The organism is Halomicrobium sp. HArcht3-1 (assembly GCF_058933345.1).
This window is the reverse complement of the sequence record NZ_JBZYDM010000011.1, coordinates 118,239-140,441: the sequence shown is the minus strand read 5'-3', so window position 1 is coordinate 140,441 and position 22,203 is coordinate 118,239. Positions and strand designations below refer to the sequence as shown.

Genomic DNA, 22,203 nt, shown 5'->3' with positions numbered 1-22,203 from the left:
GGGGACGTTGATCGGTTCGCTGGTAAAGCGCTGGATCATGGAGACGATGTCGCTGGCGTGGAAGGTCACGGCGGGGGGGCTGGGGGCGGGTCACCTCGACGAGGATGTCGTCGACCTGGAAGTCCAGCGCGTGACCGGAGCCGAGTTCGACTTCGGGTTCGAAGTCGTGGCCGGCGTCGGCGAGTAGCTTGGCGGTGTTGAACTCGCCCATCGTCGCCTGCATTCGAGTGAGGTCGACACCGCTTGAGGTGCCGAGTTTGCTCGCCATCGTGTAGCGGTAGTCGTCGAGTAGGCCCGACGAGAGCAGGTCCTCGTAGAATGCCAGCGCGTCGTCGCGGTCGGCGTCAGGGAATCCACCAGCGTGGGTGCGGAAGAAGTCCCGCGTCGACTCGCGGCCGTCCTTCGAGAAGAACACAGGGAGGAAGAACCATGCGAGGTGCTCGTATTCGGCGAGCCACGGATCTTCGACTTCGAGCTGGGCGAGCAGTTCGCGCTTGGCCCAGCGGGCGACGCCGTGGGGGGACTCTTCGAAGGTGTACTTCTCGGTGCGCCACAGTGTCTCGGGTGTCTCGGTGTTGCCCAGCCAGTAGGCGTCGCTGTCGGACCAGCAAAACAGTGCGAGGTCGCCGTTGTCCATCGAAATTCGACGAGCCTCGTAGCCCTGGGGTGGGCGAAACCACGGGTCGTCCATCGTCGCGCCGAACTTCGCATTCAGCGGCTGGTAGAGCGTGTCGTGTACCCGCCCAGCGTCCCACGACTGGGGCGAGTGTCGGAATCGAACGGGACCTGCCACGAGTGTTGATAGGTGGGCAGACGGTTTGAGGGTTGTCATGGACACCCGGACGGGCAAGTCCGGGTGGTCATTGGCATGACACCGCAGGCTGTCGGACGGGCAAGTCCGTTTGAACGCCCGGATCTGGCGGACGAGGGCAGTCCGCGGCCGGGATGGAAGACGAGGGCGGCTGCTCGGACCGAAACGACGAGCGTGTACAGGGATCGAACTGACCGTTACATTGATAACGATTAACACACAAGATTGAGTGTGGTTAGCAATGTCGATGGGCGCATATGACGAAGACGAACACGAACGCCGTGAGCGAAAGAACAACGAAGTCGACTTGAGCGACGACGACGATCGGACAGCGTACCACGGCAAGGTCGAGTACGACTCCGGTGATTCCACCGAGGAGCTACTCGACCAGTTCGAGAAGATCAAGTCCTCGTAGGCATCTCTCTCGCTCGTCGTCCCAACAGCAGGACCGACAGTGACATCACGACCGTCACTGCGATGACGTGTGCGATGACGGCAGCGAGCAACACTGGGAACTCCAGAATGAACGGCACAAGCACTAGCTGGAGCAGTCCGAAGCCCAGGATTTCGAGGTCTGCGCGCCGCAGGACTTGGGCCGTCTCCGGATCGAAGCGGTAGCGTGCCGAGCGCCACAGCGACGTGATCGCGGCCCACCAGCCGGTGCCGATGCGATAGCACACGTCCCAGAGGATCAACAGCATCAGGTAGACGACGAGTACCGGCTGCTCCGGGCCGAACAGTCGGTCGATCAGCGTCTCACCACCTTGCTGGGGGTCGAAGACGAACAGGTGCGTCACCAGGGCGATATAGGCGAGCACCGAGAGGACGACCTCGACGTTCGAACTGAAGAGCAGGTCCCGGTAGTCCTCGGGCACGTCGATCCGGCGGACCAGCGTCCCGATGCGCAGCATCTCGACGCTGCCGATGGCTGCGACGACGACAGCGGCGGTGCCGGCCAGTGCTGCCGCCCACAGCCCGTAGAACCCGGCCAGCGCGACGACGGCGACCTCGAACACGAGCAACTGGATCGCGACGGCGGCCCACGCCGGGAGATTGATCCCGGGGAGCGCACCGACGATGCTCTCGTAGACCCACGTCTCACCGTAGCGAAGTGGCGGCTGATCGCCGGCCATCAGGAGTTTGCCTCCGTCGGGAGCTGCTGGACGGCGAGGCGTGCGTCGCGTTCACCGAGGGCACGCTCGACGGCCGTCTCGAACGGTGTCAACTCGACGGGAAGCAATGCACGGATCGCGTCGTCGTCGGCGACGACCGGGTTCTTCAGCCCCTCGATCAGCGGCCGTGCGACGCTCGTCGGCACGTCCGTGACGAACCCGATCCAGTACGAGGACAGCCGCGGCGAGAGGACCGGGATCGGGATGATGAACGGCTCGCCGGTCCCCATGACCTTCCCCGTGCGCTTGAGGATCTGCGCGTAGGACATGACCTCCGGCCCGCCGATGTCGTAGGTCTCGCCAGCGGTCTCGGGCACGTCCAGCACCCCCACGAGGTAGGCGATCACGTCGTCGATGGCGATGGGATGAGACGGTGTCTCGACCCACTGTGGCGTCGTCATCACCGGTAGCCGACGGTCCATCTGGCGCACCATCTCGAAGCTCGCCGAGCCGTCGCCGATGATGATCGCCGCCCGCAGCGTCGTCAGATCGTAGTCGCCGTCGGCGAGGGTGTACTCGACCTCCCGGCGGGACTTGAGGTGGGCCGACAGCTCCTCGTGTTCCTCGCCCAGCCCACCGAGGTAGATCACCCGCTCGACGCCGGCCGCGCTGGCCGCGTCGGCAAAGTTGCTCGCGGCGCGCTTGTCCCGTTGCTCGAAGTCCTTGCCGGCCTGCATCGAGTGAACGAGGTAGTACGCCGCTTCGATACCGTCGAGTGCGTCGTCGAACGTGCCCGGTTCGAGCAGGTCGCCGACCGCCACGTCGACCTCGTCGGGACCGTCGTAGCGGGTGGGGTCCCGCACGAGGACACGCACATCGTGGCCCCGCTCTAACAGCGCCGGCACGAGGTTACTGCCGACGAATCCCGTCGCACCGGTGACCAGCACGTGCATGACTGTGTGGTAGTGTCGCGGGGTCGTAACTGTTGGGCCGGTCAGTCCTCGTCGGGGAACGGCACGTCGATGCGCTGGCCGTCCTCGGCGACGAAGACTTCGCCGTCGAAGTGCTCGCGAGCATCGTCGAGGATCGGCGTGGGATTGCCGCCGTATCTGGTCGAAATGTGGGTCAGGGCGAGGCGCTTCGCACCGGCTTCCTGTGCGACCTCGGCGGCCTCCCGGCCCGTCGAGTGGGCGGTCTGGCGCGCCCGGTCGGCCCAGTCCTGCGCGAAGGTGGCGTCGTGGATCAGCAGGTCCGCGCCGTCGGCGGCCTCGATCACCGCGTCGACCGGTCGGGTATCGCCAGTGTAGACCATCGTCCGGCCGGGTCGGTCGGGACCGACCACTTCCTCAGGCTGGATCGTCCGGCCCTCGTGTTCGATTGCCTCGCCCCGATGGAGCTTCGAGTACTTCGGGCCCGGTTCGATGCCGAGTTCTTCCTCGGCCTTCTCGCGGTCGAAACGACCCTTGCGGTCGTCCTCGACGACGGCGTAGCCCACCGACGCACAGCGGTGGTCCGTACTGACCGCTCGCACCTCGTAGCCGTCGCCATCGAGGACGGTGTCGCCCGCAGACACCTGATTGATGCGGACCGGGTAGGACGGCGGGTCGCCGGTGACGTTGACCAAATCCTCGATGGTACGCCGCGTGCCAGCGGGGGCGTGGATCGCCACCGCCCGATCCCGTTCGTTGAAGTCCCACGTCTGGAGCAGGCCGGGCAGTCCGAGGACGTGGTCGCCGTGAGTGTGCGTGACGAAGACGTGATCGACGCCAAAACCGGTCCCGAAGCGCATCATCTGGCGCTGGGTCCCCTCGGCGCAGTCGAAGAGTAGCTTGTCACCGTCGCGGTTGACGAAGACGGCGCTGGGGTTGCGCTCCGTCGTCGGCACCGCACCGCTCGTCCCGAGAAACGTCACGCGCATGGCTCGACTGTGGCGGAGGGCGGATATACGCGTGTCGAACTAGGGAGGACAGTCCGTCGGTGTACCAACACCAGTGCGGTTGCGGCCGGCACCTGAAAGCCTTCGACTCGCTCGCTAGCAACTACATTAGCGACCGACGCCGGTGACAACTGAAAGCCCTCGACTCGCTCGGCCGTTCTGTGCTGGATATTCTCGGTCGCGTCGCTCCCTCGAATAGGGCCAGCGCAGAACGGCCGACCGGAGTCTCGCCCTTTCGATCCACCAGGAGAGCACGCTCTCCTGAGCCTGCGTTCACCCCGTTCACGCAGACGCGAGGGTTCGGCCGTGGCGGTGGCTCGGTACTGGCGGTTGTTTGAGAGTCGAAGAAACGTGGTCTCTCGAAGCGGTGCGAGAGCGTGGTCCAGTCAGTCGTCGGCGGGGGCCATGCCGCTGTCGTCCAGATCCTCGCCGCCGACCGAGGAGCGCAGTTGGTCCATGCCGTCGTCCCGATCCACGCCGAAGTTGTCGGCGTAGAGGTCCTGAACGCGCTCGAACTCGTCGTCGGAGAGGGCAGGTGTCGCGGGTGCGCTGGCCCACGCGTCGATGTCGTCCGTGGTGCGGAAGGTCGGGGTAACGCTTGCGACCTCGTCGTGGTACAGCAGCCACTGGAGGGCGGCCTGAGCCATCGTGCGCTGGCCGTTGGCGTGGTCCGGGTCTTCGAGGAATCGAACGCTGTCGACTTTCTCCCAGCCGGTCTCGTACCACTCGGTCGGGCGGTGGGAACGGTGGTCGCCCTCGCCCAGCTCCGTGTCTGGCGTGACCTGCTCGTTCAGCAGGCCCGAGGAGTGGGGCACGCGAGCGATGACGGAGGTGTCGGCGTCCAGTTCCCGGATGGTGTCGATGAAGTGCTTTCCGGGCACCTGCTCGAACATGTTGAAGACGGTCTGGACGGCGTCAAATTCGTTCTGGACGGCGGCGTCGCCGTCGGCCAGCCAGCCGATGGAGGGACCGAGCGCCCAGCCGATGGACTCGACTTTGCCCTCCTCGCGGAGTGCGTCCAGTGTCGCCAGCACGTCCGCGTCGACCTCGTCGGCGTTGGCGTTGTGCAGCATGAGCATGTCGACGTAGTCCATATCGAGGCGGTCCAGTGAGTTGTCGAGCGCCTCGCGAATCCACTCGCCGTCGATGCGCTTCGGGAGTTCCCCGTGGCCGGCCTGTGGGTTGTTGTAGAAGTCGTAGCCCACCTTCGTCGAGACGGTGACTTCCTCGCGGCGGTCGGCGAGTGCCTCGCCGATCAGTTTCTCGCTGTCGCCGTGACCGTACACGTCGCCGGTGTCGAAGTACGTGACGCCCTGATCGAGGGCGTGCTGGACCATGTCGATGGCCTGCTCTCGGGAGCGGTCGCCCCACCAGTCCGTGCCGACGACCCACGCGCCAAATCCGATCTCCGAAACGTCCACGCCTGACGTACCGAGTTCCCGCTGTTGCATACGCTTGCCTTACGGATCAGCGTACTTAGCAATCTTGGTTCCTCGAAACGAGGCAGCGTCCGAATACATCTTACTCGCCGCCATCGTCCTCTGTTTGCGGCGGCCGGCGGGGATTCCGCAGGTCTGGCTCGGCGATCTCGGTGCGAAAGCGGACAGTCCCTTCTTCGCGTCGGACCCACCACCAGGTGAGTGCGATGCCGACGGCGAGTGCGAGATAGAGGATCAGACCGCCCTCGGGACCGAACCGACCGCCGGTGAGCAGCGTCGGCCCGGTCTGGCGGACCGAGAGAAGGGTCGCGGGCGTCGTCAGCCCGCTGACGGGGAAGCCATACAGCGACGAGATCGAGAAGTTCCACGTGATGTGGATCCCGATTGGGATCCCGAGATCGTCGGTCATGACATACGTCGCGGCGAAGAAGAGGCCGACGACGGCGATGTTGAACGTCGACAGCGGAGTCACATTGGGGTTGGTCAGGTGGAGGACGCCAAAGAGGGCGCTCGTCACCAGCGCCGCCGTCGTGATCGCGCCGCGAGCACCGACCAGTCCAGCGAGTCCCTCGGCGATGTTGTTGAACAGGTACCCGCGGCTGAGCACCTCCTCGAACACGCCAACGCCGACGAAAAAGAGGAGGGTGCCGGGGATGGCGATCAGTGCGGGGACGGCGACGCCGAACTGATTGTCCGGGCGGGTGACGAGCGTCCCCTCGACGGCGACGAAGCCGAGCGCGAGTTCGACCAGAAACACCGCCGTCGGCATCGCGACACCCAGCGCGAGGCCGAAAGCGAGATTGCGCCACCAGCCGTCTCCGCCCAGCCCCAGTCCCGGGAGTGTGCGCCCGTCGAGCCACCACGACAGTCCGACGAGCGTCCCGGTGTTGACGCCGTAAAACAGGAGCGAGCCAGCGAGTGCCACCCCGCCGACGAGCAACGGGGTCGCGAGTGGGAGACCAAGCAGGACCGCCTGCACGCCGCCGACGACGACCAGAATGAACGCGAAGACAAGCAGGCCGATCAGGAGACGCCACCCCGCCCGGAGGCGGCGTTCGCGCTGATTGATCAGCACCTGACGGACTTCCATGATGATGTCCGAGCGTGGCATTGGCGGGTCGTGGGCCGGAGAGGGCTTATACTGTTGGTCGTTCGATGTCACCGATGATGTTCGGGGTCGAAAGTAGCCGAGTGACGCGCTCCTCGCCCGGTTACCGCCCGGTAACGGCGACGCAACGGAAACTCCTATGACTGCCGGCCGCTTTGCTCGGGCTATGACGAAGCGTCACGTCTCGTTGCCGCCGCTGGCCGAGGAGGGGTTGCGCGCCTTCATCAACGAGGTGGACGACCGCCTGTCGAGCGACGAAGACACCTGTGACGTCGTCGAGGACGTGCTGATCGACCTCCACGGCGACCGGGAGGCCTACGAGCGCTGGCAGTCAGGCGAAGACGTGTCGCCGGCCGAGCGAGTCAGACTGCAGGGGTACGATCCCTGCAATGCGACGCTCGAAAGTGAGTACTACGCCGAGAAAGACGAAGACCGGTTCACGAAATCGAAGTACCTCCAGTGGCTCTGGCGACAGTTCGACGCGACGCCGATGGCCGACAACGTGGAGTTCGCGCTGCGCTTTCGCCAGATGATCGCCAGACACCTCTTCGAGGACGTGGGCGAGAACTGCCGATTTTTCAAGAACATATCCTTCACCTACGGCCACAACATCTCGATCGGGGACAACGTCGTGATCCACGACGACGTGCATCTCGACGACCGTGGCAAGCTAACCATCGGCGACCGCGTCTCGATCTCCGACGACGCCCACATCTACACCCACGACCACGACGCCAACGATCAGACCCACGTCGACAATTACCACACGATCATCGAGGACGACGCGCGCGTGACCTACGACTCGATGGTCCGGGCCGGGGTCCGACTGGGCGAGAACTCGATTCTTGCGGCCAAATCCTCCATCGGCAAGGACGTGCCAGCCCACCACATCGCCGCGGGAACGCCCGCAAAGAGCATCGGAGTCAAAGAAGGCTGGGAGTCGGTCGCCGAACCACTGGACGACGCGAACGTCGACCGGCGGGCCGAGCGCCGTCTCGACTACGACCTCCCAGAGAATCTCCAGCAGTTCGACGAGTTCCAGCGCGACCTGCAGCCACCGGACCTGTGACGAGCACAGACCGACTCGTGGCCGACTTCCGTCGATGCCGACCGTCGATACCACACGCCGACTATCGTCGCTGATTTCCCGCCGGAACACCCAAGTGGATTGGTAAACAATACCACGGCATGGGCGTTCTGGTCTGGCTCATCGCCTACGTCGTCGGATTCGGGCTGTTGCAGTTGCTGCTGTACCGGTACTTTCGGCGTGATGACCCGTCGCCCGAGACGACGCCGAGTCCGGTCGAGCACAGTGTCCCCGCCTCGATCGATCCCCCGGAAGGGGCGGCGACGGGTCGCCACTGCCGAGAGTGTGGGACGTACAACGAACACGATTCGATGTTCGTCTACTGTCGGGAGTGTACGAGCCGACTGCGCTGACCAACGAGCGACGAGTGAACGTCGTCACGTCCCGTCGTTGGAGTGGCAACCCCGCTGCCGAGAGGGGGTTATCAGGCGTGAAAACGGAGTAAAAACACCTATTAGGTGATTGGGTATTGGGTCTGGTATGCGAATCGAGAGTGGTGTCCCGGGGTTCGACGAACTCGTGCAGGGTGGGCTGCTGGAGAATCGACTCTACGTGATCAGCGGGCCGCCGGGCAGCGGGAAGACCACCTTCAGCGCGCAGTTTATCACGCAGGGTGCCAAGCGTGGCGACGACTGTCTGTACGTCACGATGCACGAAACGAAGGAGGAACTGATGCAGGACATGGCGGGCTACGACTTCGGATTCGACCGGGCGATGCAGTCCGACGCCATCCAGTTCCTCAACCTCGTCACCGAGAGCGGCAAGCGCACCATCACCCAGTTTGGCACCGAGGGTGGACTGACGAACCGTCTCGTCGCCTTCATCGAGCAGAACAGCGTCGAGCGTGTCGTCATCGACTCGACGATGCTGCTGCAACACTTCCTCACCGACGTCTCCGAAGAGATCACGGGCTTTCTCTCCGCGCTGAAACAGACCAGCGCGACCATCCTGCTCATCTCGGAGATGACCGATCCGACCTCCTACTCCGACGAGCACTATCTGGCACACGGCGTCGTCTTCTTCCACAATTTCCTCGACGGCGGGAGCATGACACGGGGCCTGCAGGTGATCAAGATGCGCGGGACCGCCATCGACTGTGACATCCGGCGGATCAGCTTCTCCGACACCGGCTTGCGGGTCCACCCGGGTGAGAAAGTCGAGTCATGAGCCGCTACGAGCGCGAGTACGACGACTGGGACACCCTCGACAAGGACGAGGCTGCCGAGCGCGCCTACGCCATCGGTGTCGCCGAAAAGCTCGGCGAGTACAACCGCGAGGAACTCGAAGCCATCTACGACGAGATGGGGACGAACTACAACAAGAGCATGGTCGAACTCGCCTACCGCGAGGGCCGACAGGAGGCCACTGCGGTCGCCCAACAGACCGACGAGGACGGCGAGGCCGTGTGGGCCGACCTCGTCAAAGGTGAGAAGACCGTCATCGACCCCGACGACCGCCCGACCGGCGGCCGCGACGGCCTTCCCGAAGCGCTCGACCCCTCCGAACTGCTCGACAAACAGGACGTCGACAGCACCGAGGCGCTGGACCTGCCGGACTTTCTGGAACGATAAACAGGGGCAAGGTAGATACCGATATGGCGATGACTGACCGAACGTGAAACGACGACGCTATCTCGCGGGACTCGGGGCGCTGGGACTGCTCGGGACCGCTGGCTACGCCGCGACGCGCGACCGGTCGACGTTCCTCCCGAGCGACGGGACGGCGGAGACTCCCGCACCGACACCGGACGAGGGGCAATCGCCGACGGCCACCGACACACCGACGGCCACCGAGACGCCGACGGCCACACCGACGCTGACGCCGTCTGCAGAGCGAACGAAGACCGTCGGCGGTGTCGCACTGACGGTCTCACGGCCGGTGGTCGAGTCGACACTCTCCTTCGAAGGCGAGGACCGTACCGCCGACGACGGATCGACGTTCCTGCTCGTGGAACTGATCGCCGAGAACGTCGGTGATGAACCGGCCAATCACCCGCGCGATTTCACGGTCGAGCACGGCGACGGGACGGAGTTCGAGGTGGTCCGTGAGCACGACGTGGATGGGACGAAAACGGAGTCGCCAGAGCGACCACTGTACGGCGGCAGCGGCGCGTTCTGGCCCGGCGTGACGGAAACAGGCTGGGTCTTCGCCGAGATTCCCGCCGATGCGAGCACCGTCACGTTCGTCTGGCGCTATCGCCACGACGGGACCAACGAATCGAACGGCGAAAAGACAGTGTGGCGACTTCGAGTCCCGGCCTGAGTGAGATACAAATTGTTGAGCAGGCGGTGGTAAGACAGTCGCTCGATGCGGGTGCTAGGTGATCGGGTACATCCCGTTTGTGGACACTGGACGAACGGCGGTGTACAGAACACAGTCGAGACCGTGAACTGAACGCCCTCGGTCCGCTGGACGGTTCTGTGCGGGATATTCTCGCTGTGCTCGAATAGTGCCCACACAGAACTGCCCAGACGCGCCTCGCCCGTTCACCCCACCAGGACTGCACTGCACAGCACCGCAGCCACGCACCTCCCCAGCCGACTCACTCGCTCCGCTCGCTCGTCCACCGATAGACTCGTTGCACTCGTCTATGGAGCCATTCGCTCGCCGACGGCTCGCGAAGACCTCGCACAGTGTGGTCGCTCGACGGAGCGAGCGACAGCGCGCGCCACCGCTGTCTGGTCACTGGCTCGGTTGTATTGACTGGCGAGCATTCGCGCGACCGAGCGGTCCGAAGGACCCGGTAGTTCGCGCGATTCTCTCGATCGAACGAAGTGAGATCGAGCCTTTTTCGCCCACGTTTTTCGACAAGCGGTTCGAGCGCGGCGAAGCCGCGACTCGAACCCGCAGTCGAAAAAGGTGGTTTAGAAGGAGACCTGTTCGGGGCCGTCTTCGCCCATGCAGATCGGATCGCGGTCGGAGTAGCCCTTGCGGCCGATGCCCTTCTGGCTGACGGCGCTGTAGGCGGCCAGTCGTGCCTCGTCTTCGGTCTCGTAGGTCTCTTCGGTCAGACGGCCCAGAACGTCGGCGATGGTCTCGGTGCCGTTTGGCAGTTCCAGCGTCAGGTGGCCGTGCGAGTCGATCATATCGCCCGTGGTCGCGGGGTAGCTCTGTGTGGTGAACATCTCGTCTGCGCTGTCGAACAGTCGCATGAGTGTTGAAAGTTAATCATCGTTAATAAACCTTCATTATTAATAATCCATATTGCCCTTAATGCGTATAAGGACCACGGCCCGAAGGGGCTTTTGTCCCCGAAAGCGAGGAGAGCACAGCATGATCGTCGCGGACCTCCACGTACACACGACCAACTCCGACGGGACGATGGGGCTGGACGAGGTCCCTGCGGCGGCGCGGGCGGCGGGCATCGACGCCGTCGCAGTCACCGACCACGACCGATTGCACCCCGAACTGGACGCCCCAGTGACGGTCCACGAGGGAGTGACGGTGGTCCACGGGATCGAACTGCGGGTGGATGCCGGGGGGCAGCGGCTGGATCTGCTTGGCTACGGTGCCCGACGGACCGACGCGCTGGTCGCCGAGTGCGAGCGGATTCAGCGCGACCGGGAGGAACGCGGGGCCGCGATCATCGACCGCGTGGAAGACCACCTCGGGGTCTCGCTCCCGGTCGATCCACGGCGGGGCCTGGGTCGGCCACACATCGCCCGTGCCATCGCCGCGGTGAGCGACTACGACGTGCAGGGGGCCTTCGACGAACTGATCGGCGACGACGGGCCGTGTTACGTCCCCCGCGAGGTGCCGAGCTTCGAGCGCGGGCGGAGGGTGCTCGACGAGGCCTGTGCCGTCGTCGGACTCGCACATCCGCTGCGATACGACGATCCGACGGCGGCGCTGGCCCGCTGTGAGACGCTCGACGCCGTCGAGCGGTCGTATCCCTACGACGGTCGTGTCGACCGCACACCGGTCGAGCGGGCGATCGATCGGTACGGCCTGCTGGCGACCGGCGGGAGCGACGCCCACGACGACCGACTGGGGCGTGCCGGGCTGGACGGCGACGGCTGGGCGCGAGTCGAGGAGCGACTCGACGTGTCGGGCGAGTGACCGGCGAACGGAGCTTTCAATGTCGCACAGCCTCAACAGTGGGTATGCAGTGTCACTACTGCGAGCGTGAGGCGGACATCGCAGTCGAGAAAGACGGCGTCTCCGTGGGCGTCTGCAAGACCCACTTCCGCGAGCAACTCGAAGCCCTCGAAGAGACCGAGTGGCTCGGCGACCTCGACGACGAACTCGATATCGACCGGACGGAGTGACGGCACCGAGACTTTTCTTTCCGGCCGTCGACGGCCAGCTATGGAACGACAGCGAATCGGCGACGTAGCGAGTCGCGTGGGACCGGCCGCGGTCAAGCGACTACTCGGGCCGGCGCTCGGCACGACCGATCTGGCGATCAACTACTACGAACTCGAAGCCGGCGACAGCTTCGGCTTTGGCTATCATCGCCACGAGGCACAGGAAGAAGTCTTCTACGTCCAGCAGGGGACGGTCACCTTCGAGACCGAAGACGGTGACGTGCCCGTCGATGCGGGCGAGGTGATCCGGTTCGGTCCGGGCGAGTGGCAACGCGGGACCAACGAGGGCGAGGAACACGTCGTCGCGCTGGCGCTTGGCGCACCCAAAGACGGCGGCGAGACCGAGATGGTGCGGAAGTGTTCCGACTGTGGCGAGCGCACACGCCAGACCGTCGACTGGGCCGACGACGGCGAGGCACTGGTGACGCTGTGTGAGGAGTGTGGGGCCGAAACTGGTCGGTTCACCTAGACTGGAGCGACAGACGACCGAGTGGCGACCTCGTTCTGGCACAGAGACCGAACACGGATAGCCACGAATGTCAACAATTTCTTAGACCCTCATTATTTTAGGCTAGCCTAAAAACCGCTGCACTTATTGCGGTTTAGGATTGCCTAAATCCTAGAGATGCGTCGAACCACCATCTGGATGAACGTTTCGATGTGGGGACGAGTCGGTACAATGGAGGCACCGAGATGACCGAATCACGGACGAACGAGGGGCTGCTGGCACAGCAGGCCAGCCGCGAGTCGACCGCACGGACGTATCCGCGGTCGTTGCCGCTCGCGATCGAGGAAGCACAGGGCATCGACGTCGTCGACGTGGACGGGACCCACTACTTCGACTGTCTGGCCGGGGCCGGGACACTGGCGCTCGGCCACAACCATCCGGTCGTCGTCGACGCGATGCAGGACCTGCTCGATCGGAACCGGGCGGTCCACACGCTCGACATCACGACGCCGGTCAAGGAGCACTTCGTCGACGTGCTGTTCGAGGCGCTGCCCGACGATTTCTCGTCGAACGCACGCGTCCAGTTCTGTAGCCCTGCGGGGACCGACGCCGTCGAAGCGGCGCTCAAACTCGCGAAGACGGCAACGGGGAACCGCTCGGTGCTTGGCTTTCAGGGCGGCTACCACGGCATGACCAGCGGCGCGCTGAGCCTGATGGGCGACACGGCGGCCAAAGAGCCGATCCCTGGACTGATGCCCGACGTACACCACCTGCCCTACCCCTACGAGTACCGCTGTCCGTTCGGACTGGGTGGCGACCAGACCTGGCAGACCAGTGCCCACTACGTCGAGCGCGCGCTGGACGACCCCGAGGGCGGCATCGTCGAACCGGCTGCGATGATCCTCGAAGCGGTGCAGGGCGAGGGTGGGTCGATCCCCGCGCCGACGCCGTGGCTCCGGGAGATGCGACGGATCACGCGCGAGCGGGAGATCCCGCTGATCGTCGACGAGATCCAGACCGGTCTCGGTCGGACCGGCGAGCTGTTCGCCGTCGAGCACGCCGACGTGACGCCGGACGTGATGACCCTCTCGAAGGCGATCGGGGGCGGTCTCCCGCTGTCGGTCGTCGTCTACGACGACGCACTGGACGAGTGGGAGCCGGGTGCCCACGCCGGGACTTTCCGCGGGAATCAGCTGGCGATGGCCGCTGGCGCGGCGACCATCGAGTACGTCCTCGACAACGACGTACCGAGCCACGCCGCGACGATGGGCCAGCGCCTGCGCTCGCTCCTCGACGACACCGCCGCGCAGTTCGGTGCTGTCGGTGACGTCCGCGGACGCGGTCTCATGCTCGGCGTCGAGATCGTCGACCAGCACGGCGACCCGGGGCCGACCGGGACGCCGCCGACCGACGGCGACCTCGCCAGCGAAATCCAGGCCGAAGCGTTCGACCGTGGGCTGATCGTCGAGACGGGCGGCCGTGACGGCGCAGTCGTGCGCTTCCTCCCGCCATTGACGATCACGGCCGAGGCAGTCGACGCCGTCGCGGAGATCTTCCACGAGAGCGTTCGCGCGGCGACGGCGAGCACACCGGAGGCGACGGCATGAGTCGCTCGCGTGGCCTCGAACGGCCCGCGCTGGCCGACGACGTACTCGGCGCGGACCCGGACGCCTACACCGCGGCCGTCACGGATGCGACCGAGCGCGTGCTGGCGGCGCTCGGCGACCGCTCGTACTCCGGGCGCGACCACCGGCAGCTCAGGGCGCGGTTTGCCGACCGGACCGTCCTGCCCGACGAGGGGCAGTCCCTGACGACGACGGTCGCGGACGTCGCCGACGACGTGCTCGCGGATGTCGTCGACGTGACCGAGCCGACGACCGTCGCGCATCTCCAGTGTCCGCCCGTCGTGCCGGCGCTGGCCGCGGAGGCGATCATCACGGCGACGAATCAGTCGATGGACTCGTTCGATCAGGCACCGGCCCCGAGCCTGCTCGAAGAGCGCGTCGTCGAGACGACGGCAGACCTGTTCGACCTCCCGGCGGCGGCCGACGGGGTGTTCACCAGCGGCGGCACGCAGTCGAACTTCATGGGCCTGTTGCTGGCCCGGAACTGGTACTGCGAGACCCACCTCGATCACGACGCCCGCGCGGCTGGACTGGCAGGTCTCGGCGCGGACCTGCGAGTGCTGTGCTCCGAGGCCGCCCACTTCACGGCGACACAGGCCGCGACCCACCTCGGGCTGGGCGAGGACGCGGTCGAACTGGTCCCGACCGACGACCGCCACCGACTCGATGTCACGGCCCTCGACGAGACGGTCGATCGTCTTCGAGACGAGGGCGCGACGCCGTTCGCCGTCGTCGCGACGGCCGGGACGACCGACGCCGGGGCGATCGACCCGCTCGACGCCGTCGCCGACCGCGCGGCGACCCACGACTGCTGGTACCACGTCGACGCCGCCTACGGCGGTGCACTCGCCCTCTCGGAGCGCGAACGGCCACGGCTGGACGGGATCGAACGGGCCGACTCGCTGGCCGTCGACTTCCACAAGCTGTTCTACCAGCCCCTGAGCTGTGGCGCGTTCCTGCTCGGCGACGGGAGCCACTACCGGCTGATCGACCGCAACGCCGCCTATCTCAACCCCGAGCGCGACGACGCCGCGGGCGTGCCCAACCTCGTCGGCAAGTCCGTCCAGACGAGTCGGCGCTTCGACGCGCTCAAACCGTACGTGACGTTCCGCACGCTGGGTCGCGAACGGCTCGCCGACGGGATCGAGTACCTCGTCGACCTGACGCGGGCGGCCGCCGACGTGGTCCGGGCCGATCCCGCGCTCGAATTACTGGCCGAGCCACAGCTGAGTACGCTCCTCTTTCGCTACCGATCCGAGGAGGACTGCTCGCAGGCGATCCGCGACCGACTGCTGGACAACGGCGAGGCCGTCGTCGCCCGGACGACGGTCGACGGCCAGTCGGCGCTGAAGCTGACGCTGCTGAACCCACGCACGAGACTCGACGACGTTCGAACCGTTCTGCAGGCCGTGGTCGCCCACGGCGACGAATACACCGAACCATGACACGACACACGCGCACGACCGACGACAGCGCACGCGCCATCGCGCGCGACGCGACGACGCACAGCTTCCTGAACTGCTACATCCGCGAGACCGGTGCGGGCCGATTCCGGTCGGTGTCGGACCCCGACGCGGCGACCGACACGGTCTGGTCCCACCGCCTCGACGAGCAGGGAATCGATCTCACGGTGCCGGTGGCGTACCGCTCGCCGACCGGGCGACACTGCTTCGATCTCCCCGGCACGTACGAGAGTGACGGCGTCTCACAGGAGCTGGATTACCTGACACTCGTGACGCTGCTCACGAAGGAAATAACCATCGAGCGTGGTGCTGGCGACCGAACAGACCTCGTTGGTCGGGTCGTACAGTCCTGTCAGAACGTCCAGCGATACGTCGAGCAGCGCCGTGGCGACGACGCGCTCACGGACCCGACACCGGGCTTTCGCGACGCCGAGCAGTCGCTCGTGTTCGGCCACCACACCCACCCGACGCCGAAGAGCCGCAGCGGGCTGGACGACCCCGCGTTCGAACCGGAGTGTGAAGGCGCGTTCCAGTTGCACTACGTCGCCGTCGACCCCGCGCTGGTCGAGCAAGGGTCCGCTCGCGAGGACTCGGCGACGGCGTGGGTCCGGCAGGCACTGGCGGCCGATCCCGACGTGCCCCAGTCGCTGCTCGACGAGCACGCCGACGACGCACTCCTGCCGCTGCACCCGTGGCAGGCCGAGCACGTCATCGAGCAGTCCCACGTCGCGCCGCTGATCGCGGACGGCCGGATCGAGTCGCTGGGCCGGCTGGGTCGGGAGTTCGCACCGACGGCCTCGATTCGGACGCTGTACGCCCCCGACGCACCGTTCATGATCAAGGGCTCGCTCGCGGTCGCGGTCACCAACTCCGAGCGGACGAACAAACTGCCGGAACTGGAGCGCGGTGTCGCCATCGCCGAACTGCTCGACACCGAACTGGGCGACCGACTCGCCGACCGATTCCCCGGCTTCGACGTGATCCGCGACCCGGCGTATCTCACCGTCGACGTCGGTGATGGGGAGTCGGGCTTCGAGGTCGTCCTCCGGGAGAACGTCTTTCCCGACGGCGGCGGTCGATCTCTGCCGGTGGTCGCGCTGTGTCAGGACCCCATCGCCGGCCGGTCGCGCCTCGAACGCCTGATCGAAGGGATCGCAGAACAGGAGGGGCGGTCGACGGCGGCCGTCAGCGAATCGTGGTTCCGCCAGTACCTCGATATCGGACTCCGGCCGCTGCTGTGGCTCTACCTCGACGCCGGCATCGGTCTCGAAGCCCACCAGCAAAACACCGTCCTCACGCTCGACGACGCGGGGTATCCGGCCCAGTTCCGGTATCGAGACAATCAGGGCTACTACTTCCCCGAGGGTGCGTACGACCGTGTCGACCCGCTTTTGCCCGACGTCGGCGAGCGGGCCGGCACGATCTGTCCCGACGCGGTCGCCGACGAACGCATCAGGTACTACGTCCTGCTGAACAACGTCTTGGGCGTCGTCAACGCCTTCGGGACGGCCGGGCTGGTCGACGAGCGGCGGCTGCTGGGAACGTTGCGCGAGACACTCGACGACTGTCGCGAGTTCGACCGGCCCACCTCGTCGCTGCTCGACCCGCTGCTGACCGACGAGACGGTCCCGTGCAAGGCGAATCTCCTGACGCGCTTGCACGGACTCGACGAACTCGACGCGCCCTCGCTCGACGAGCAGTCGGTGTACACCGAGATTCGGAATCCACTCGCCGAAATCGTGGAGGCGAAACGATGAGTGGAGCGGACGACGGTGTCGTCGACCGCGGGCACTACGACGTACTGGGGATCGGTGCCGGCCCGTTCAACCTCGGGCTGTCGGCGTTGCTCGACGGCGGCGACTGTGATCTCGACGCGCTGTGTCTGGACAAGGCGTCGGGATTCAGTTGGCACGAGGGGATGCTCATCGACGGGACGACGCTGGAAGTGCCCTTCCTCGCGGACCTGGTGACGCTCGCGGACCCGACCAGCGAGTACAGCTTCCTCAATTACCTCCGCGAGACCGGGCGAATCTATCAGTTCTACTTCTACGAGACGTTCCTGATCCCGCGACAGGAGTACAACGACTACCTCCAGTGGGTCGTCGACCGGCTCGACGGCGTCCAGTTCGACCGGGAGGTGACGGCCGTCCGCGAGCGCGGGGACGGCGAGGGGTTCGTCGTCGAGGCGGTCGATCCCGACGACGGCGGACGATTCCAGTACCGGGCCGACGACATCGTCCTCGGGGTCGGCTCACGCCCCTTCGTCCCCGAGCAGTTCCGTCCCCACCTCGGGACGGACGTGTGTCACACTGCACGCTATCGCCACCGTCGGGATCGGCTGGTCGACGCCGACTCGATCACCGTCGTCGGCTCCGGCCAGAGCGCCGCCGAGGTCGTGCTGGACCTGCTGGAGCGCCAGCCAGAGCACGACTACCACCTCGACTGGCTGACCCGGTCGGAGGGCTTTTTTCCGATGGAGTACTCGAAACTGGGCCTCCAGCACTTCACGCCCGAGTACACGCGATACTTCTACGACCTCCCACAGGAGCGCAAAGACGAGATCCTCCCCGACCAGGACCTCCTGTACAAGGGCATCGACATCGAGACCAACGCGACCATCTACGAGACGCTGTACGAGCGCTCGATCGGGGACGACGACCCGGCGTTCAGGATGGCGGCGACGACCGAAGTCGAGGGGATCACCGCGACCGACGCCGGGAAGTATCGCCTCGCTTGCCGCCAGTGGCAGGAAGACGAGTCGTTCGACCACGAGACCGACGCGGTCGTGCTGGGAACGGGGTATCACCGCCCGACGCCGACGTTCCTCGATCCCGTCGCCGACCGGATCGACTTCGACGAGCGGGGCCGCTATCGGGTCACCGAAGACTACCGCATCGAGGCAGACCTCGGGGGCCGGCTGTTCGTCCAGAACGGGGAGATGCACACCCACGGCGTCGGCGCACCCGATCTCGGGCTGGGCTGTTTCCGCAACGCCGCCATCGTCGAACAGCTCGCCGGCCGCGAGGTGTACCCGGTCGACCGGGACACGGTGTTTCAGGATTTCGGGGTCGAACAGTTCGTCGACGGTGAGCGTCCGCAGCGGCAGGTGTCGGCTCCGGTGACCGACCGCTGACGCTGACTGCCCGGCGACAGTCGCGTGCCGGCGCGCTGGCTGCTCGGCGACAGTGTCGGGCGAGCAGTGACATCACCACCGAAAGAGACAGTTTTCTTAAGTGAAAACGTTTATTTTTAGGTTTGCCTAAAATAGAGCCGATGACGGAACCGACACTGCCGACGGAGACCAGACGCGTCGACCCGGAGACGACCTCGCTGTGGGGCGAGTATCGGGCGGCGGCGACGTTCACGTTCGATCTCGACGCCGAACTGCTGTGGCACGCCGTCGACGAACACGAGCCGGGCTTCGAACGGTTCGCCTTCCGGGGGACCTACGGGCCGAAGGTGGGCGTGCCCCGCATCCTCGACGTGTTCGAGAAACACGACTGTCGGGCGACGTTTTTCGTCCCCGGGATGGTCGCCGAGGAGTGGCCCGAAGTCGTCACCGAGATCCACGACCGGGGCCACGAGATCGCGCATCACACCTACTCCCACCAGCATCCCCGCCACATGACCGACGCCGAGGAACGGGCGGGGTTCGAGGAGACCATCGCCGTCTTCGAGGACTTGCTCGGGGAACGGCCCAGTGGCTACCGCGGGGGACACTCCGCCCAGACGCTCGACGTGGCCGTCGAGAACGGCCTCAGCTACGACGCCTCGCTGATGGACGACGACCTGCCGTACCTGCTGCCCGAGGACGACCTCGTCGAGATACCGAACGACTTCCTGCTCGACGACTTCGTCTTCTGGGGGTTCAACATGCACCCGACGTTCGCGGCCCAGTCGGGGATCACGCCCACCGAGCCGGTGTTCGAGACCTGGCGCGCGGAGTTCGACGCCCTCCATCGCCGGGGCCGACAGTTCGTGCTGACGATGCACCCACAGATCGTCGGCCGCGCCAGCCGGATCGACGCCCTCGACGACCTGCTGGCCCACGTCACCGGGACCGGCGACACGTGGGTCGCGACCTGCCGCGAGGTCGCACAGCACTGGCGCGAGCACTACGACGGGTGAGTGCCGGTGGGCTTTACAACCGCGGTCGTCGCGGCGTTTCGGGGCGACGATCTCGACCTGACGAGCGGTCCCATCGCCGGCCCGCTGGCGGCGCTCGCGCTGCCGGTCGTCGTCATGAACGTCGTCCAGACGGTGTACACGCTCGTCGATACGTTCTGGCTCGGCCAGTACAGCACGGACGCGCTGGCGGCGATCACGCTCTCCTTCCCGCTCGCCTTTCTGTTGCTATCGATCAGCGTCGGTCTGCCCGTCGCCGGGAGTATCCACGTGGCACAGGCCGTCGGGGCCGACGAGGACCGGCAGGCGGCGACGGCCGCCGCACAGACGATCGTCTTCTCGCTGACCGGTGCGGCCGTGGTCGGCGTCGCCGGATTCGTTCTAGTCGACGACGTGCTCCTGCTGTTCGACGTGAGCGAGGCCGTCCGCCGACAGGCGACGACCTATCTCCGCCTGCTCTCACTTGGTCTGCCCGCGACCGTGGGGTTCGTCGCCTTTATCGCGTTGCTTCGCGGGGCCGGCGACACGCTGACGCCCCTGCCGGTCATGGTCGGCTCGATCACGCTGAACGCGACGCTCGATCCGTTCCTGATTCACGGCTGGTGGCTCGCGCCGGAGCTGGGGATTCGCGGCGCGGCGTACGCGACGCTGCTGGCCCGCGGGCTGGCGGCGCTGGTCGGTCTCGGCATCGTCGTCGGCTCGTGGCGCGGCTTCGGCGTCGAACCCCACCAGTGGCGACCGCGCCGCGAGTGGGCCGGGCGACTGGCCCGGACTGGTCTCCCGACCTCCATCGAGCAGGTCGGTCGGGGGCTGTCGCTCAACGCATTACTCGTCGTCGTCGGGACGTTCTCGACGGCGGTCGTCGCGGGCTACGGCATCGGCATCCGACTGTTCGCGATGGTCGTCCTCGGTGCGGGCGGACTCGCCAACGCCGTCGAGACGGCGACCGGCCAGAACGTCGGGGCAGGACGGCTCGACCGGGCGGCCCGGGCGAACTACCTCGCCGCCGGGATCGCGTTCGCCGTGCTGTCGCTGGTCGGGATCGCCTGCTGGCTCGTCCCGCGCCCGATCGTGGCAGTCTTTACCGACGATCCGGCGACGATCCGCGTCGCCGCGACGTTCCTCCGCTGGGTCGGCCCGTCGTTTGGCTTCATCGGCGTCACGTGGACGCTCGTCGGCGGGATCAGGGGGACCGGGAAGACCGTCGTCGCCGCGGCCATCGTGCTGTCGACGCTGGGGGTCGTCCGGCTCCCGCTGGCGTGGCTGGGCGCACAGCGGGTCGGTCCCACGGGTATCTGGCTTGGGATCGCAGCCTCGAACGTCGTCGGTGCCGCTCTCGCGGTCGGCTGGCTCCGAAGCGACCGCTGGAGGGCGACGGCAGGTGTACGAAAACAGGACGGCGATGTCGGCACGGCCGCGGCTGGCGACGATTGAACGAGACGGGAGTGGATACCCGTCGAGGCAGACGAATGAAGCGACGGGCCGGAGTGGTTCAAAAGTCGCCGTTGATGATGTCGGCGACGCGCTGGCGGTCGAACAGCTGTTCCTCGGCTGGAATCTCGGGATAGGGACCCTCGACGTAGGTCGGCCACTCGCCAAAGCGATCGGGATACAGCTGTTTGGCGGTCATCTCGATCTGGAAGAGGTTCAAGATTGGTCCCTGGAAGCGTGCGCCCTGTGCGTGGACGCGTCCGTTCTGGACCGCAGAGAGGGCGCTGCCGACGGAGTGCGCTTCGAGGCTCTGGCGAATGCCGGCCATGTCGGTCCCGGGATGCATCCCGCCCAGCGCGAAGAGCACGTCGGGGTCGGCCTCAAGCAGCGCCTCCATGTCGACGTTCGCGCCCGAATCGACATCGTCGCCGAAGGCCTCAATGGCCTGACACGGGCGAGTGTGGGCGGCAGCGTACCCCGTCGCGTTGACCTTGTACATCCAGATGTCGTCCAGATCGCTCAACAGCGCCATCGTCGCCGTCGTGCGCTCGCTCTCGGGGGGCAGGTCCGACTGGACCTGTGCGACGATGTCGTCGTAGACCGCCTTGAGCGCCTCGTAGCGCTCGCCTTCCTGAAACACCTGCGCGGTGCGTCGGAACAGCTCCCACAGGTCGTAGTACTCGTAGTGCTGGCTCCACTCGCCCGGCACCTCGGCGTTGGCGTAGCTGTAGTAGTTGCCGAACCACGGGGAGATGCCGGTCGCGATCTCGTCTACGTCCGAGCGGTTCCAGCCGTCCAGCGCGTCGATCCCAGCCGGGTCTGCGAGGTGAACGTCGCTGTCGAGTTCGTAGAGCTTCTCTTTGGAGGGGTTCCACGAGGAGTACAGCCCCGTCCAGTCGAGTTCGACGCCGGGGAGCCGCGGGGTGAACTGATTCCACAGGGAATCGTAGTAGTCGGGCGCGTGCATGGCGTTGACATCGTCGCCACGACCGAGTGCAAAGGCCATCCCGGCCTCGTGAGTCAGGCGCGTAAAGATACTCTCGGGCACCGACTCGAAGGTCACCTCGCCCATCGGGGCCATCTCGACGGTGTAGCTGCCGTCAGTCGTCGATTGGTCGGTCGTCGTCTCGGTCGCTGTCGGCTCGTCGGTCGCCGTCTCGGTAGCGGTCGTCTCTTCGGTCGGTTCAGCCGTCCCGGTCGCGTCCGAGCCGGCGTTCTCCGAACAGCCCGCCAGCAGCCCGCCCGTCGCGAGCGCACCGGTGAGTGTCAGATACCGTCGACGCGTCGAAGTATCACGTGTCATTGCTCGGG

At 66.1% G+C, this 22,203-nt stretch carries 23 protein-coding genes; 15 read left to right on the top strand and 8 right to left on the bottom strand.

Features of this window, described 5'->3' with window-relative positions:
* On the bottom strand, nucleotides 1-793 hold a 793-nt coding region (locus tag AC5FRW_RS16900; protein ID WP_493569640.1), incomplete at its 3' end, for a DUF5784 family protein.
* Between the two features lie 259 nt (nucleotides 794-1,052).
* Here AC5FRW_RS16900 and AC5FRW_RS16895 point away from each other — a divergent pair.
* Nucleotides 1,053-1,226, top strand: a complete 174-nt coding sequence (locus AC5FRW_RS16895; protein WP_493569639.1) for a DUF5786 family protein — start codon at nucleotides 1,053-1,055, stop codon at nucleotides 1,224-1,226.
* Here the strand turns inward: AC5FRW_RS16895 and AC5FRW_RS16890 are convergent.
* From AC5FRW_RS16890 to AC5FRW_RS16870, 5 genes are all read right to left on the bottom strand, one after another.
* Entirely contained in the window at nucleotides 1,213-1,944 is a 732-nt protein-coding gene (locus AC5FRW_RS16890) for a DUF7530 family protein (RefSeq protein WP_493569638.1), read from the bottom strand. The genes AC5FRW_RS16895 and AC5FRW_RS16890 overlap by 14 nt on opposite strands.
* Complete coding sequence (locus AC5FRW_RS16885) at nucleotides 1,944-2,876, bottom strand: NAD(P)H-binding protein (protein WP_493569637.1); 933 nt, start codon at nucleotides 2,874-2,876, stop codon at nucleotides 1,944-1,946. The genes AC5FRW_RS16890 and AC5FRW_RS16885 overlap by 1 nt, the downstream gene beginning before the upstream one ends.
* Nucleotides 2,877-2,917: 41 nt before the next feature.
* Complete coding sequence (gene rnz, locus AC5FRW_RS16880) at nucleotides 2,918-3,841, bottom strand: ribonuclease Z (RefSeq protein WP_493569636.1); 924 nt, start codon at nucleotides 3,839-3,841, stop codon at nucleotides 2,918-2,920.
* Between the two features lie 404 nt (nucleotides 3,842-4,245).
* Nucleotides 4,246-5,310 (bottom strand): aldo/keto reductase, encoded by a 1,065-nt coding sequence (locus tag AC5FRW_RS16875; protein ID WP_493569635.1) that lies wholly within the window; start codon nucleotides 5,308-5,310, stop codon nucleotides 4,246-4,248.
* A 70-nt stretch (nucleotides 5,311-5,380) separates the two neighbouring features.
* Complete coding sequence (locus tag AC5FRW_RS16870; RefSeq protein ID WP_493569634.1) at nucleotides 5,381-6,409, bottom strand: CPBP family intramembrane glutamic endopeptidase; 1,029 nt, start codon at nucleotides 6,407-6,409, stop codon at nucleotides 5,381-5,383.
* A gap of 163 nt (nucleotides 6,410-6,572) precedes the next feature.
* Between AC5FRW_RS16870 and AC5FRW_RS16865 the strand changes: the two genes are divergently transcribed.
* The 5 genes from AC5FRW_RS16865 (at nucleotide 6,573) to AC5FRW_RS16845 (ending at nucleotide 9,755) form a co-directional block, all read left to right on the top strand.
* On the top strand, nucleotides 6,573-7,475 hold the full coding sequence (locus AC5FRW_RS16865; RefSeq protein ID WP_493569633.1) for an acyltransferase: 903 nt from the start codon (nucleotides 6,573-6,575) through the stop codon (nucleotides 7,473-7,475).
* Nucleotides 7,476-7,594: 119 nt separating this feature from the next.
* The gene (locus AC5FRW_RS16860) at nucleotides 7,595-7,846 is read left to right on the top strand and encodes a DUF7577 domain-containing protein (protein WP_493569632.1); all 252 of its coding nucleotides are present in this window, start codon (nucleotides 7,595-7,597) and stop codon (nucleotides 7,844-7,846) included.
* Nucleotides 7,847-7,973: 127 nt separating this feature from the next.
* The gene (locus AC5FRW_RS16855) at nucleotides 7,974-8,660 is read left to right on the top strand and encodes an RAD55 family ATPase (RefSeq protein WP_493569631.1); all 687 of its coding nucleotides are present in this window, start codon (nucleotides 7,974-7,976) and stop codon (nucleotides 8,658-8,660) included.
* On the top strand, nucleotides 8,657-9,064 hold the full coding sequence (locus AC5FRW_RS16850) for a DUF8057 family protein (protein WP_493569630.1): 408 nt from the start codon (nucleotides 8,657-8,659) through the stop codon (nucleotides 9,062-9,064). Before AC5FRW_RS16855 ends, AC5FRW_RS16850 begins: the two co-directional genes overlap by 4 nt.
* A 43-nt stretch (nucleotides 9,065-9,107) precedes the next feature.
* A complete protein-coding gene (locus tag AC5FRW_RS16845) occupies nucleotides 9,108-9,755 on the top strand; it encodes a DUF4352 domain-containing protein (RefSeq protein WP_493569629.1) in 648 nt (215 codons plus the stop codon).
* Nucleotides 9,756-10,357: 602 nt separating this feature from the next.
* Here the strand turns inward: AC5FRW_RS16845 and AC5FRW_RS16840 are convergent.
* Nucleotides 10,358-10,645, bottom strand: a complete 288-nt coding sequence (locus tag AC5FRW_RS16840; RefSeq protein ID WP_493569628.1) for a DUF5789 family protein — start codon at nucleotides 10,643-10,645, stop codon at nucleotides 10,358-10,360.
* Between the two features lie 121 nt (nucleotides 10,646-10,766).
* Here AC5FRW_RS16840 and AC5FRW_RS16835 point away from each other — a divergent pair, with 121 nt between their 5' ends.
* The 9 genes from AC5FRW_RS16835 to AC5FRW_RS16795 all read left to right on the top strand — a co-directional run bounded on the left by AC5FRW_RS16835 (nucleotide 10,767) and on the right by AC5FRW_RS16795 (nucleotide 20,895).
* On the top strand, nucleotides 10,767-11,552 hold the full coding sequence (locus tag AC5FRW_RS16835; RefSeq protein ID WP_493569627.1) for a PHP domain-containing protein: 786 nt from the start codon (nucleotides 10,767-10,769) through the stop codon (nucleotides 11,550-11,552).
* 44 nt (nucleotides 11,553-11,596) lie between these two features.
* The gene (locus AC5FRW_RS16830; RefSeq protein ID WP_493569626.1) at nucleotides 11,597-11,761 is read left to right on the top strand and encodes a DUF6757 family protein; all 165 of its coding nucleotides are present in this window, start codon (nucleotides 11,597-11,599) and stop codon (nucleotides 11,759-11,761) included.
* Nucleotides 11,762-11,801: 40 nt separating this feature from the next.
* Nucleotides 11,802-12,269 carry a cupin domain-containing protein gene (locus AC5FRW_RS16825; protein ID WP_493569625.1) on the top strand — a complete coding sequence of 156 codons (468 nt, stop codon included), beginning with the start codon at nucleotides 11,802-11,804 and terminating at the stop codon, nucleotides 12,267-12,269.
* A 224-nt stretch (nucleotides 12,270-12,493) separates the two neighbouring features.
* The gene (locus AC5FRW_RS16820) at nucleotides 12,494-13,855 is read left to right on the top strand and encodes a diaminobutyrate--2-oxoglutarate transaminase (RefSeq protein ID WP_493569624.1); all 1,362 of its coding nucleotides are present in this window, start codon (nucleotides 12,494-12,496) and stop codon (nucleotides 13,853-13,855) included.
* On the top strand, nucleotides 13,852-15,318 hold the full coding sequence (locus tag AC5FRW_RS16815; RefSeq protein WP_493569623.1) for a pyridoxal phosphate-dependent decarboxylase family protein: 1,467 nt from the start codon (nucleotides 13,852-13,854) through the stop codon (nucleotides 15,316-15,318). The genes AC5FRW_RS16820 and AC5FRW_RS16815 overlap by 4 nt, the downstream gene beginning before the upstream one ends.
* Nucleotides 15,315-17,093 (top strand): IucA/IucC family protein, encoded by a 1,779-nt coding sequence (locus AC5FRW_RS16810; protein ID WP_493569622.1) that lies wholly within the window; start codon nucleotides 15,315-15,317, stop codon nucleotides 17,091-17,093. Before AC5FRW_RS16815 ends, AC5FRW_RS16810 begins: the two co-directional genes overlap by 4 nt.
* On the top strand, nucleotides 17,090-18,469 hold the full coding sequence (locus AC5FRW_RS16805) for a lysine N(6)-hydroxylase/L-ornithine N(5)-oxygenase family protein (RefSeq protein ID WP_493569621.1): 1,380 nt from the start codon (nucleotides 17,090-17,092) through the stop codon (nucleotides 18,467-18,469). The genes AC5FRW_RS16810 and AC5FRW_RS16805 overlap by 4 nt, the downstream gene beginning before the upstream one ends.
* 140 nt (nucleotides 18,470-18,609) lie before the next feature.
* On the top strand, nucleotides 18,610-19,464 hold the full coding sequence (locus tag AC5FRW_RS16800; protein ID WP_493569620.1) for a polysaccharide deacetylase family protein: 855 nt from the start codon (nucleotides 18,610-18,612) through the stop codon (nucleotides 19,462-19,464).
* A gap of 6 nt (nucleotides 19,465-19,470) precedes the next feature.
* A complete protein-coding gene (locus AC5FRW_RS16795) occupies nucleotides 19,471-20,895 on the top strand; it encodes an MATE family efflux transporter (protein WP_493569619.1) in 1,425 nt (474 codons plus the stop codon).
* Between the two features lie 58 nt (nucleotides 20,896-20,953).
* Here AC5FRW_RS16795 and AC5FRW_RS16790 read toward each other — a convergent pair whose 3' ends face one another.
* A complete protein-coding gene (locus tag AC5FRW_RS16790; RefSeq protein WP_493569618.1) occupies nucleotides 20,954-22,195 on the bottom strand; it encodes an ABC transporter substrate-binding protein in 1,242 nt (413 codons plus the stop codon).
* Between the last annotated feature and the right edge of the window lie 8 nt (nucleotides 22,196-22,203).